Source organism: Pseudomonas sp. S2_H10 (assembly GCF_054668285.1).
Window position 1 is genome coordinate 6434192 of sequence record NZ_CP162754.1, and the last position, 12832, is coordinate 6447023.

14 protein-coding genes are annotated in these 12832 nt (G+C 60.7%); 7 read left to right on the plus strand and 7 right to left on the minus strand.

All coding sequences use genetic code 11. The annotated features are described in order from the left end of the window. Positions 1–240 precede the first annotated feature (240 nt). The 3 genes from chrA to moaA form a co-directional block, all read right to left on the minus strand. On the minus strand, positions 241–1599 hold the full coding sequence (gene chrA, locus AB4O16_RS29185) for a chromate efflux transporter (RefSeq protein WP_460156497.1): 1359 nt from the start codon (positions 1597–1599) through the stop codon (positions 241–243). Positions 1600–1779: 180 nt separating this feature from the next. Then, entirely contained in the window at positions 1780–2679 is a 900-nt protein-coding gene (locus AB4O16_RS29190) for a bestrophin family protein (protein ID WP_253560340.1), read from the minus strand. Positions 2680–2684: 5 nt separating this feature from the next. Further along, positions 2685–3683, minus strand: a complete 999-nt coding sequence (gene moaA / locus AB4O16_RS29195; protein ID WP_460156498.1) for a GTP 3',8-cyclase MoaA — start codon at positions 3681–3683, stop codon at positions 2685–2687. Positions 3684–4139: 456 nt separating this feature from the next. Here moaA and AB4O16_RS29200 point away from each other — a divergent pair, with 456 nt between their 5' ends. Beyond that, positions 4140–4301: a DUF2474 family protein gene (locus tag AB4O16_RS29200; RefSeq protein WP_460156499.1), complete on the plus strand. Its 162-nt coding sequence runs from the start codon at positions 4140–4142 to the stop codon at positions 4299–4301. 105 nt (positions 4302–4406) lie between these two features. Here AB4O16_RS29200 and AB4O16_RS29205 read toward each other — a convergent pair whose 3' ends face one another. Both AB4O16_RS29205 and AB4O16_RS29210 read right to left on the minus strand, forming a co-directional pair. Beyond that, on the minus strand, positions 4407–4787 hold the full coding sequence (locus AB4O16_RS29205; protein WP_460156500.1) for a hypothetical protein: 381 nt from the start codon (positions 4785–4787) through the stop codon (positions 4407–4409). Between the two features lie 36 nt (positions 4788–4823). Continuing rightward, complete coding sequence (locus AB4O16_RS29210; RefSeq protein ID WP_460156501.1) at positions 4824–5675, minus strand: CAP domain-containing protein; 852 nt, start codon at positions 5673–5675, stop codon at positions 4824–4826. Between the two features lie 142 nt (positions 5676–5817). Here AB4O16_RS29210 and AB4O16_RS29215 point away from each other — a divergent pair, with 142 nt between their 5' ends. The 5 genes from AB4O16_RS29215 (at position 5818) to AB4O16_RS29235 (ending at position 10206) form a co-directional block, all read left to right on the plus strand. Continuing rightward, the gene (locus AB4O16_RS29215; protein ID WP_460156502.1) at positions 5818–6438 is read left to right on the plus strand and encodes a cell wall hydrolase; all 621 of its coding nucleotides are present in this window, start codon (positions 5818–5820) and stop codon (positions 6436–6438) included. A gap of 170 nt (positions 6439–6608) precedes the next feature. Beyond that, positions 6609–7586: an NAD-dependent epimerase gene (locus AB4O16_RS29220; RefSeq protein ID WP_160387880.1), complete on the plus strand. Its 978-nt coding sequence runs from the start codon at positions 6609–6611 to the stop codon at positions 7584–7586. A 50-nt stretch (positions 7587–7636) separates the two neighbouring features. Next, positions 7637–8377, plus strand: a complete 741-nt coding sequence (locus AB4O16_RS29225; RefSeq protein WP_460156503.1) for a glycosyltransferase family 2 protein — start codon at positions 7637–7639, stop codon at positions 8375–8377. Continuing rightward, positions 8374–8652 (plus strand): lipid-A-disaccharide synthase N-terminal domain-containing protein, encoded by a 279-nt coding sequence (locus tag AB4O16_RS29230; protein ID WP_007976061.1) that lies wholly within the window; start codon positions 8374–8376, stop codon positions 8650–8652. The genes AB4O16_RS29225 and AB4O16_RS29230 overlap by 4 nt, the downstream gene beginning before the upstream one ends. Before the next feature lie 3 nt (positions 8653–8655). Next, on the plus strand, positions 8656–10206 hold the full coding sequence (locus tag AB4O16_RS29235) for an ArnT family glycosyltransferase (RefSeq protein ID WP_460156504.1): 1551 nt from the start codon (positions 8656–8658) through the stop codon (positions 10204–10206). A 167-nt stretch (positions 10207–10373) separates the two neighbouring features. Here the strand turns inward: AB4O16_RS29235 and ahr are convergent, their stop codons facing one another. Beyond that, complete coding sequence (gene ahr, locus AB4O16_RS29240) at positions 10374–11405, minus strand: NADPH-dependent aldehyde reductase Ahr (RefSeq protein WP_460156505.1); 1032 nt, start codon at positions 11403–11405, stop codon at positions 10374–10376. Between the two features lie 199 nt (positions 11406–11604). On the opposite strand from ahr, the gene AB4O16_RS29245 reads away from it, so the two are divergent. Continuing rightward, on the plus strand, positions 11605–11805 hold the full coding sequence (locus AB4O16_RS29245) for a YbdD/YjiX family protein (RefSeq protein ID WP_008001923.1): 201 nt from the start codon (positions 11605–11607) through the stop codon (positions 11803–11805). A gap of 13 nt (positions 11806–11818) precedes the next feature. Here the strand turns inward: AB4O16_RS29245 and AB4O16_RS29250 are convergent, their stop codons facing one another. Then, positions 11819–12586, minus strand: coding sequence for a metallophosphoesterase (locus AB4O16_RS29250; RefSeq protein ID WP_460156506.1), 768 nt, complete (start codon positions 12584–12586; stop codon positions 11819–11821). Positions 12587–12832: the final 246 nt, after the last annotated feature.

Here is a 12832-nt window from a genome sequence, read left to right on the forward strand (position 1 = left end):
CGCGAGCAAGCTCGCTCCCACAGGGGGGCTGTAGCGTCTGAGCATTGGCAGGGATAGCGAAGGAGGGGGCCCGCCAATCAGGCGAGCAGGGCGCTATCCGGCGGACGTGCGGAATGACGCAGTTTCGAGCGGCGCAAGGCCATGGGCAGGTTGACAATACGCTTCATGCGCGTGTTTCCGGCTGCGGACAACGTTGGAGGCCGAAGCCTCCGGGGATGCTGGATAGTAGGGGGTCGCCCTTCAACCTGCAAGGTGAATCCCGAGGCCGATCAGCCCGCAGCCGATCAACACCTCGATCACCCCGCGCTTGAAACGCAGCAGCGCAATGCCCGCCAGCAGAGCGATCAGCAGCGAAGGCCAGTCCAGTTGTCCCTCGAAGCCTTTGGGCCAGAGCACGTGGTAGGCAAAGAAACACGCCAGATTGAAAATCACGCCGACCACGGCGGCCGTAATGGCCGTCAGCGGCGCGGTGAACTTGAGCTCGTTGTGCGTCGACTCCACCAGTGGGCCCCCGGCGAGGATGAACAGGAACGAAGGCAGGAAGGTGAACCAGGTCACCAGCGTGGCGGCGATGGCACCGGCGACAAACGCCTGGTCCGGGCCGAAGACCTGCTGCACGTACGCGCCGATGAAACCGACGAAGGCAACGACCATGATCAACGGACCTGGCGTGGTTTCGCCCAGCGCCAGGCCGTCGATCATCTGTGTCGGCGTCAGCCACCCATAGTGACCGACCGCGCCCTGATAAACGTACGGCAGCACGGCATAGGCGCCGCCAAAGGTCAGCAGCGCGGCCTTGGTGAAGAACCAGGCCATCTGGGTCAGCGTGCCTTCCCAGCCGAACAGTGCGGTGAGCATGGCCATGGGCAGCGTCCACAAAATCACCCCGACCACCGCCAGCCGCGCCAGCTTCAAACTGCTGAAGCGGGCGTGCTCAGGGGGTGGCGTGTCGTCGTCGATCACTGCCGGGCCGAAGGATTGTTTCGTCGCGCCGTGGCCACCGGTCCTGAACGTTTGCGGCGCCAGCCGTCCGCCGAAATAACCGATGACCGCCGCACCGAGCACGATCAACGGAAACGGCACATTGAGCACGAAGATGGCCACGAAGGACGCGGCGGCGATGCCCCACAACCAGCCGTTCTTCAGCGCCCGCGAGCCGATGCGGTGAGCGGCCTGGACCACGATGGCAGTGACCGCCGGCTTGATCCCGTAAAAGAGTCCGGCGACCACGGGCACGTCACCAAAGGCGATGTACACCCAGGACAAGGCAATCAGGATGAACAGCGACGGCAACACAAACAGCACGCCTGCGATCACGCCGCCCCAGGTCCGGTGCATCAGCCAGCCGATGTAAGTCGCCAACTGCTGGGCCTCGGGTCCGGGCAGCAACATGCAGTAGTTGAGCGCGTGCAGAAAGCGCCGCTCGGAAATCCAGCGCCGGCGCTCGACCAGTTCCTGATGCATGATCGAAATCTGCCCGGCCGGCCCGCCGAAACTGATGAAACCGAGCTTGAGCCAGAACAGGAAGGCTTCGCGCAGGCTGATAGTGCGCGGGGGTGGCACAGCCTGTCCGGTGATCGGGGAGGGTGTCGGGCTCAAGCGGAAATTCCTTGCGCAGATAAGCGTTGAACCCGGGACTGTAGCTACGCGCGAGCGCGTTGGATAGACGCTTCAGGCGGAGTTTGTGCCAGTGCCATCGGGCCCTGGCGGCGCGTGTTGGCAGACCCACCGCCATCGCGAGCAGGCCCGCTCCCACAGGTTTTGTGTGTTTCCTGAAAATCAGGTCAACACAAAATCCACCGGCTCCAGTTGTGGCGGTAACTCCGTCACGCCCAGAGCCGTCAGCACATCACGCTCGATGTTGCGCACGATGGCGTCGGTGGGCAGGTCGTTTTCGTCGCGGCCGAACGGGTCTTCCAGTTCATCGGCAATCGCATCCAGGCCGAAAAAGGTGTAGCTGACAATCGCCGTGAAAATCGGCGTCAGCCAGCCCAGGGGTTCGGCCATGGCGAACGGCAGGAGGATGCAGAACAGGTAGATGGTGCGGTGCAGCAACAGGGTGTAGGGGAAGGGAAGCGGGGTGTTCTTGATCCGCTCACAGACGGCCTGGGCATGGGTCAGGCTGGTCAGATGATTGGCCATGAGCGTGTAGCGCCAGTCGTTGATCGCCCCGGATTCGTTGAGTGTCGAGCACTGCTGACCGACCTGCATCAGTATTTGTCCGGTAACGTCCGTGGAGTTGCCCTTGGGCATCGGCTGCAGCCAGTCGCCACTGGCGGCCATTTCGTTTTCCTGGCGCAGCCGCGCGTTCAGGGCATGGGCAAAGCCGCACAGGTTGCTGAGGATCGTATGCCGTTCATCCGTGTCCTTGATCACCAGGGTTTCACGAATCATCGAGCGGACCTCGACGATCACATCGCCCCAGGCCTTGCGTGCTTCATACCAGCGGTCGTAGCAAGCGTTGTTGCGAAAGCTCATGAAGATCGACAGCGACAAACCCAGCAGCGTGAAGGGCGTGGCGCTGACCTTGGAAAAGTAACTGGGGTGCAAGGTTTCGATGAGCACGATGGCCGAGGCGAGCAGCGTCACCATCAGGCTGCGCCAGGCGATGCGCTTGGCAATCGAACCCTTGAGGGACGTCAGCACGCCGATCAGGTTGGGTTTGGGTCTCACGATCATGGGTTTCAGCCGCCCGTCATGTTCATGAAGCGAACCACCTGGACATCGTCGTTCACTTCGAAGTTGTGTCGATAAGGCTTGAGTTTCATCGCCTCGATAATGGCCTTTTCCAGGCGCTCGGGCTGTCCGGGTTGGCTGCGCAACACAGCCTTGAGATCCACCGAGTGCTCATTGCCCAGGCACAGCAGCAGACGTCCTTCCACGGTCAGCCGCACCCGATTGCAGGTGTCGCAAAAGTTGTGGCTGTGGGGCGAGATGAACCCCAGGCGAATCTGCGGCGCCTCGGCCAGGCGCCAGTAGCGCGACGGCCCCTGGGTCGACTCGGCGGAATCAATCAAAGTGTAGCGTTCGGCGATGCGCTCGCGGACCTGGCTGCTTGCGAAAAACGCTTCGGCGCGGCTGTGCTCGTGGATGGTGCCCAACGGCATTTCCTCGATGAAGGAGATGTCGAGGTTGCGGTCGATGGCGAAGCTCACCAGATCATTGATCTCATGGTCGTTGCGGCCTTTCATCACCACGCAATTGAGCTTGGTGTTGCGAAAACCGGCCTGGTTGGCCGCGTCGATGCCCTTGATCACCTGCGCCAGGTCACCGGTGCGGGTCAGCTCGCGAAAACGTTGCGGGTCCAGGCAGTCGAGGCTGATGTTGAGGCGCTTGACCCCGGCGTCGAACAGCGGCCCGGCCAATCGGGCCAACTGCGAACCGTTGGTGGTCATGCACAGCTCACGCAAGCCGGGCAGGGCGGCGATCTTCTCGCACAGTTGCACCACGCCCGGACGAATCAGCGGCTCGCCGCCGGTGAGGCGAATCTTGCGGGTGCCCAGTGCGACGAAGCTTTGTGCCAGTTGGTAAATCTCTTCCAGGGTCAGCACCCGTTGGCGCGGCAGGAACTGCATGTCCTCGGCCATGCAATAGACGCAACGGAAATCGCAGCGGTCGGTGACCGACATCCGCAGATAGTCCACGCGCCTTGCAAACCCATCGATCAGGACTCGTTCTGACATGACACCCTCGCTTGGAACCGCACGCATTGAATGAATATCCGAAAAACCTGTAGGAGCGAGCCCTGCTCGCGATGGTCGTTAACGATTACGCGGGCTTTCTGGTTGAGCGCGGTGCCCTTGGGTCCATCGCGAGCAGGCTCGCTCCTACAGATGCGAATTCTGTTAATAACGGATTTGTTGAGCGCAAGCTAAGAGCAACTTTAACGGGCGTCCAATCACTATTAGTGACCGGGTGATCGACCGGATCTATGATGAACTTTATTTTGTGGTAAATGAGCCTAAAGTTATTTCAAGTAATTGAAAATAAAGTTAAAAAATCGTGATGGAGCGTTTGGATAATGCTGTCATAAATAGCGATTAGACAATATTTAAACGCCATTCATATGCTTTCTCCGTCAATTCGAACAATGACCTGAATCCGGTCCAAGCCGGTGTGCATTGACACGGAGAAGTACCATGTCTCAAGTCGACCGCTACAAACCCTACAAAGGTGCCGCCGCTGGTTGGGGTGCGCTGATCGCTGATACCAAAAACTGGCTGGGCAGTGTGGTTGCGTTGGGGGTGGTGGCGGGGGCGTTGCGGAGGTTGATGCATGCGGTCGGGATGAGTAGCCACTGAGGTTCACTGCGAAAAATGAAACCCGGAGCCCACGATGGGTCTCCGGGTTTTTTGTTGGGCAGGCGGTGTGATTTTTCCAGAACGGACTTGATTCTTTAGTACGTTTCAATGGCTCCCTATGAAGTAGGTTGAAACCCTGAGTGCGATCAGGGAAAAAAACAAAACGAACAAAATAATCACCGGAATTATCAAAAGATTCTTGTAGTGCCTTGGAAGGTTTTCCACTTCTTTGGCATCAACAACGCCTCTTCGAGCGCTGAGTCCAGGCATCATCAATACCAAGGCAATAACACCACCGCGCATGACCTTGCCGACCAGACCGTCAGTTGAAAATGCGTCTCTGGTGGTTTTTATAAAAGAGCAATTGGGTAGACGCTCTTCGATCGAGTCAACGTACTTGTGTGCGATGAATGCGACAGCAAAACAAGTCAGTATCATCGGCGCCAGTATCAATCCGGCAATCAAACCTATCGGGATGCTTGTCATTTTGTTACCTCGCCGTAAAGAAATTCGCCAAATTGCTCACTGCGCCCCAAACATCGCCGTCCAGTAAATCCCCGCATCGCTCTTCGGATCCGTCGCGTACGCCGCGCCCAGTTCGCGGAACTGCGGGTTCATCAGGTTGGCGCAGTGGCCGGGGCTGGTCAGCCAGCCTTCTACCACCTTGTGTGCGGTATCCTGCCCGGCGGCGATGTTTTCGCCGATCTGCTGGAAGTTATACCCGGCCAGTTCCGCGCGGTCGCCCGGGGTGCGGCCGTCGCGGTCCTTGTGGTCGAAATAGTTGTTGTTGGCCATGGAGCGCGAGTTGCCTTCGGCGGCGCTGGCCAGCGTGGCGTTCCAGGCCAGCGGTGGTGCGGCGGCAAAGGATTGCGCGCCGCACTGGCGTGGCCGGGTGCGGGCTGCGTTGAGTTCGGTGAGCAGCTTCTGGCCTTCGGCCTGCGCGTCGCCCAGGCGTGCGCTCAACAATGGCCGTGCGACCACGATGCGCCATTCACGGTCCTGGCGGCTGACGCCGACATCGACGAATTGCGGGTCGAGGACGATCTGGCAAAAACTCTCCTGAATCGCTTTCATCGCCGAGGCGGCATCGCGAGGCCCGGACAGGCTGATGGCCTGCACGTTCTTCATCGGGTAACCGGCAGTGGCCATGGCCTGCTGCAGGTTGCCGATGCTCGGGGCGGACAGCACCAGGCGCGGGTCGGCCGACAGCGGCGGCAACTCCGATGAGACCTGGCCGGCACAGCGCTGCAGTTGGCTGCGGTAGACGTTGATCGATTCGATCAATTGCGCTTCGTCGGCCGCCATGGCGTTGGTGGCGAATACCAGGCCCAGTGACAAACCGGCCAAACGCAGTGCGGATGAGATGTAACCCATGAAAATCCCCCTTGAGCAGATTGCGCCCATGATGCGCGAAGTTGCCCCGTGTAAGACAACGGATTTATCCAAAGTGTAGTGGGGCGGGTGCAATCATTTCACTACTACACTGAATCGAACCGCTCACCGAGTGAGATCGATCATGCGCCTCCACTGGATCGCCACCTGCCTTGCCCTCACGTTGCTTGCCGGCCCGGTTTTCGCTTCGGATCAAGAGCAAAAACAGGCGTCGGCCGAGAACAAGGCCGAGGTGCTGGAACAGAAGGCCGCCGAGAATAAAGGCTCCGCAACGACTCCCAAGGCCGATGCCATTACCCAGTCCGAAGTCCAGGCCGTTGACCCGGCGGGTGCCGCGCCGCTGGACGATGCGATCACGTGCCTGGCTCGGTCGATCTACTGGGAAGCCAAGGGCAAGGACTCCGCCGACATGGAGGCGGTGGCCAACGTGGTGATGAATCGCCTGGGCCACGAGGGCTTTCCGGACACGGTGTGCAAAGTGGTCAAGCAGGGTTCGGAGAGCAAGAGTTGCCAGTTCTCCTGGTGGTGTGACGGCAAATCCGACTCGGTCCAGGAAGAAGTGCCTTACGCGATGGCCAAGGAAATCGCGCGCAAGGCCCTGAACAAGGAACTGCCGGATCGCACCCAGGGTGCCTTGTATTTCCATGATCGTACGGTCAAGCCGGATTGGGCCAAGGAATACATCAGGACCGTGGATATCGGTCTGTTCCGGTTTTACAAGCCCCACGCCGGATCGGCCAGATAGGGTTTTTTGCAGCGGTCGAGTACGGCGTTATCCAAACTGAAATGTTCCTGTTTTATAAGCTTCATGACGCAACCGTGCGTGCAATGACGCCATAAGCAGGAACTGCACATGAAGCTGGTCTGGATCACTCATCTCGCGCCGATCACGGCGCAGTCGCCGGCGCGCAACGAATGACCGTCCTGGTCACCGGTGCGGCCGGCTTCATTGGTTTTCATACGGTCCGGCGCCTGTGTCGCGAGGGGCAGGACGTCGTCGGTATCGACAACCTCAATGACTACTACGACGTGGAACTCAAGCACGCACGCCTAAAGGTGCTGGAGGCATTGCCGGGTTTTCGCTTCCGGAAAATGGACATCGTCGACAAACCGGCATTGATGAGCCTGTTTCAGGACTACGGTTTTACCGAGGTGATACACCTGGCCGCCCAGGCCGGGGTGCGTTACTCGCTGGACAACCCGGACATCTATGCGCAATCGAACCTGGTGGGGTTCCTCAATGTGCTGGAAGCCTGCCGGCACCATCGTCCCGGGCACCTGATCTACGCCTCGAGCAGTTCGGTGTACGGCACCAACAGCAAGATGCCGTTCAGTGTCGAGGACCCTGTCGATCATCCCGTTTCGCTCTATGCCGCGAGCAAGCGCGCCAATGAATTGCTGGCTGAAAGTTACTGCCATTTGTATGGCCTTAAAGCCAGCGGCCTGCGCTTTTTTACCGTCTATGGCCCGTGGGGTCGCCCGGACATGGCGCTGTTCAAGTTTACCGACGCCATCCTCAAGGGCCTGCCCATCGACATCTACAACCAGGGCCGGATGTCGCGGGACTTCACTTATGTCGACGACATTGTCGAAGCCATCGCCCGGTTGCGCCCAAAACCTGCAGTGCCGCAAGGCACGGCTACCGGGGTCAACCGGCTGTTCAACATCGGGCGTGGCATGCCGGTGGCGTTGCTGGATTTCGTCGAGTGCCTGGAGTCGGCGCTGGATCAGCAGGCCCGGCGCAACTACCTGCCGATGCAGGCCGGCGATGTGGTCAAGACCTGGGCCGATGTCTCGGCACTGGCCGAGTGGGTGGGTTTCAGCCCGCAGGTGACGCTGGAAACCGGCGTAAGAGAATTTGTGCAGTGGTATCGGCAGTTCTACCGGATTTGAAGCGTTCGCCTCTGATCTCGAAAAAATCACAAAAAGGCGAGAGAGACTCCATGAGCCAAGACATTTTTGTATCCGTACTGATTCCCGCGAAGAACGAAGCGAACAACCTCAAGCCATTGCTCGAGGAAATCCGTGTGGCGCTGGCCGATGAATCCTACGAAATCATCGTCGTCGACGATGGCAGCACCGATGCAACCCTGCATGAACTGCGGCAGATCCGCCACGACGGTCTGGACACCTTGCGCATCCTTCATCACGAACGTTCGCTGGGGCAGAGCACCTCGCTCTATCACGCGGCACGGGAGGCTCGCGGGCAATGGCTGGCGACCCTCGATGGCGACGGCCAGAACGACCCGGCGGACATTCCTGGCATGCTCGCGCTGGTGCGTGGCGAACCGGGCAAGGTCGACGTGCAACTGGTCGCCGGGCACCGGGTCAATCGTCGTGACACCGCGAGCAAACGCTACGCCTCGCGTTTCGCCAACAACCTGCGCCGGCGCCTGCTCAAGGACGCCACCCCGGACACCGGTTGCGGCCTGAAGCTGATCGAGCGCGCGGCGTTCCTGCGCCTGCCGTACTTCGACCACATGCATCGCTTCATTCCGGCGCTGATCCAGCGTCACAACGGGCGCATGATCGTGCACCCGGTCAACCACCGGCCGCGCACGGCCGGGGTGTCGAAATACGGCAACCTCGACCGCGCGCTGGTCGGCATTCTTGACCTGATCGGTGTCTGGTGGCTGATCAAGCGCACGCGGCTGAACACCATCGCCCAGGAGCTCGAAGGATGATGCTGACCCGTGAAACCCTGTGGCTGGTGGTCGGTTTTGCCGGCCAGATCGCCTTTACCGGGCGCTTTGTCCTGCAATGGCTGTACAGCGAGTACAAAAAGCGCAGCGTGATCCCGACCAGCTTCTGGTACCTGAGCATCGTCGGCAGCTCCTTGCTGCTGGCCTACGCCATCTACCGTCAGGATCCGGTGTTCATCGCCGGACAGGCCTTTGGCTCCATCGTCTATTTTCGCAACCTGCAATTGATTGCCAAAAGCCGCAGCGTGAAGGAATGAACCATGCATAGATCCTTGTCGCCCCGGGTCGAGTGCCTGGGGCTGATGCTGCTTGCCCTGTTGTTGATCGGCGCGGGGCTGGGGTTGCGTCAGGCGCAGAACGTGGACGAAGAGCGCTTCCTCGGCGTCGCCCTGGAGATGCTGCAAAACGGCTCGTGGCTGATCCCGCACCGGGCCGCCGAGATCTACGGCGACAAGCCGCCGATTTTCATGTGGACAGTGGCGTTTTTCACCTGGCTGACCGGCAAGCCGAACATCGCGCTTTATATCCCGGGACTGTTTTCGGCGGTGACGGTCACGGCGATGGTCTATGACCTGGGCCGTCGCCTGTGGACCCAACGTACCGGGCGCAACGCTGCGCTGCTGTACCTGGCGACGTACCAGACCTACAGCATCCTGCGCACCGGGCAGATCGACAGCCTGTTGATTCTGTTCACCTCCCTGGGCCTGTACGGTCTGGCGCGCCACCTGCTGCTGGGCCCGGCGTGGCGCTGGTTTTACGTGGGCTGCGCGGCCATGGGCATTGGCGTGATCACCAAGGGTGTGGGTTTCCTGCCGGCGCTGATGCTGATCCCGTATGCCTATGCGGTGCGCAAAGGCTGGCCTGGCGTGGTGGCCATGCCCGGCGAAACGCGCAAGTGGTTGCTGGGGTTTGCAGTGATGCTGGGTGCCATCGCGATCTGGCTGTTGCCCCTGGCCTTGTCCATTTTCTTCAATGGCAGCGCCGATGAAGTTGCCTATGCGCGGGAGATCCTCCTGCGCCAGACCGCCGGCCGCTATGCCGCGGCGTGGCATCATCGCGAACCGTTCTGGTATTTCTTCACCAAGGTGATTCCGCAGTACTGGCTGCCGTTGGTGCTGGTGCTGCCATGGCTGGTGCCGGCCTGGCGACGGCAGTTGCAAAAGCGCGATGGCCGGGTCCTGGTATTGCTCGGTTGGGTGGCGCTGGTGGTGCTGTTTTTCTGTATCAGCACGGGCAAGCGCAAGCTGTACATCTACCCGGCGCTGCCCGGGCTGGTGCTGGTCGCCGCACCGTTGATCCCGTGGCTGCTCAAGCGCTGGTTCAAACGGCATCCGCGTTTGCGTCGGGTATTCCCGGCACTGCTGGCGACCTGGTTCGCGTTGTGGTTCGCCCGTGGATTCATCGAACCGCTCAGGGACGGCAGCAACGTTGATCAGGTGCTCATGACCCAGGCTGCGAGCATGACCCGAGGCGCCGATCTGGTGCTGGTCAACTGGGAGGAGGGGCACTGGTTGTTCGCCCGTCAGCCGATCGTGCATTTCGGCATGGACTATTCAACCATCGAAAAAGCCGCCCTGTATCTGCGCGAACATCCCAAGGCCTATGCGCTGGTGCCGGATGAGGTGCTGAACCAGTGCTTCAAACCCGAAGCGGCCCGTGAACTGGGGGAAAACGCCCGGGCGAAATGGTCGATCGTGGGCCTGGAGGCCGACAACGGTAAATGCCTGCCGCAAGAGTCCAGCAAGGCCTATCGATTCACCTGGAATGACCCGCACATGCCAGTGGCGCCTGCGCAGGCAGCCAATCCGTAGGAGCCGGCTTGCTGGCGATGGATTCAAGTGCGCCGCGTTTATCCAGGTTGCACGCGTTATCGTTAACGTCCATCGCGAGCAGGCTCGCTCCTACAAGGGACCGTGCAATACCTGTAGGAGCCGGCTTGCTGGCGATGGATTCAAATGCGCCGCCGCATCGTCACCTGTCACTGACTGGCATCCAGCACCACGCGGTAGCGCGCCTTGCCGCTGCGCAAGTGATCGACGGCTTCGTTGATCCGGCTCATGGGAAACATCTCGACCTGCGGCAGGATCTGATGGCGGGCGCAGAATTCCAGCATCATCGCCGTGTTGGCCGGTGAGCCGACCGGTGAGGCGGACATGACCTTTTGCTGGGGGATCAGGTTGAACACGTGCACCGGTATGGCGTCGGGCACGATGCCGACAAAGTGCAGGCGCCCCTTGCCGCGCAGGGTGGCGAGCATGGCGGTCCAGTCGAGGTTGGCGTTGGCGGTGATCAGCAGGAAATCCAGGGTACCGGCAATCGCCTTGAGCGCATCGCTGTCGGTCGAGGCGACCACCTTGTGCGCGCCCAGGCGCCTGGCTTCGTCCTGCTTGCTCAGCGATGAGGTGAAGGCGGTGACGTCGCAGCCCCAGGCATTGAGGAAGCGCAGCGCCAGGTGACCGAGGCCGCCGATGCCCACCACGCCGACCCGGTCGGTGGGCTTGATGCCGAATTCCACCAGCGGGTTGAACACGGTCGAGCCGGCACAGAACAACGGCCCGGCCATCGCCGGGTCGAGTCCGGCCGGAATCGGCAGGGCCCAGGCCCAGTGCGAGCGGATGCGGTCGGCAAAGCCGCCGTTGCTGCCGATGATGGTCGGTTGCACCGTGCTGCACAGGTTATGCGAACCTTCGATGCACGACGTGCAATGCATGCAGCTGCCCTTGTACCAACCGATGCCCACCCGTTGCCCGATTTCCAGACCGCGCACCTGGGCACCTGCGCGCACGATACGGCCGACCACCTCGTGGCCGGGGATGAACGGGTACTGGCTGATGCCCCAATCGTTGTCGATCAGCGACTGGTCGGAGTGGCACACGCCGCAATATTCCACGGCGATTTCCACTTCATCGTTGCCCAGCGGACCGGGATCGTAGCTGTAGGGTTCCAGTGGCGCGCCGGCTGCCGTGGCGGCCCAGCCGGTAAATGTAGTGAGTTCGCTGCTGTCGCTCATGGGATACCTCCAGATCAGAAGTCAGGGGTCATGGCCGCTCGGGTGCAGCGGCGGAGCGAGGAAAGTGTAGCGGGTTGCCGGCATTGCATCGGGCGCGAGCCTGGCTACTTGAACATACAAAGGCGCCGGATCCGGACACATTGCAGATACATGGGCGCGGTTTCATGGGCCAGGTCCCACGCGCACAGAGAGATCCGCCATGTTCCGCAAATTGCAGCAGTTCGTCAGATTGTTCAGCCAGAGCGCCCGATTGATGGTCGGCGTTCCCGAATACGACAACTACGTGGCACAGATGGCCCGCAACCGTCCGGGCGAACCGGTCATGAGCTACGAGATGTTTTTCCGTGAGCGTCAGGAGGCGCGTTTTGGCCGGGGCAAGTGCAATACGCGGTGCTGTTGACCCGAGAGTTACCTCAGAAATACAGATCGATGACGAAGGCCTCATCGAAATCAGGATTTTCATTGATGCCATTCTTGGCGTATCCCCGGGGGTTGCAGATCACACGGGTGTTGCCCACCTGATAATCAAAGCTGCCATGGGTGTGGCCATGCAGCCACAGCGCCGGCTGCCAGGCTTTGATCCGTGCTTCGAGGTCCGAGACGAAGCTTGAGTTGATCGGCGAACCGGCAAAGGTCGGGCTGATACTCGACCGTGTCGGGGCGAAGTGAGAGACCACCACCGTGGGCGTGCTGCTGTCGCGGGTGAAGCAGTCTTCCAGCCAGGCGACCGTTTGCAGAAACACCAACTGGGAAATGGCGGGCGTGAACAGATCTGGAAAGTCGGGGGCAATCCTGATGTGGCTGAAGTCACGGATCAGTTGGGTCGCCAGATCGATGCCCAGCGCCCTGTCCTCAGGGCTGTCGAGAAGGCGATAGTCAGACCACAGCGTGCAGCCGAGAAAGCGCACGCCGTCGTGGACGTACTCCGAACGTTCCAGAACGTGGATCCGGGTGCCTTGCGCCAGGCTGTTCAACTGTTCGTAGGTGGAGACCAGGTCACTGCCATAGAACTCGTGATTGCCCGCCACGTACAACAGCGGAACCGGGCAGGCTCTGGCCCACTCGATGGCCTTGGCCGGCCGGGCGATGTCACCGGCGAGCACGACGATATCGGCCTCCACGGCGGGAAAAGGGATCGCGTTGACGGACAGGTGCATGTCGGACAGCAAGGCGATGCGCATTGATCAACTCCGGCGTGTCTTGAAGGGCAGGCCGTTCAAACTACCCGTTGTGAGCCCATTGCCACAAGCCTGCCACCGGACCTGTAGGAGCCGGCTTGCCGGCGAATGCGGTGGGTCAGGCGCCATTTATTTTGGATGTGATGGCCTCATCGCTGGCAAGCCAGCTCCCACAGGGATCTTCATCGCACGCAGAATTTGATTCCGTCCTCTACCACAGTGGATCTTCAGTGAACATAGAGTTTGTGT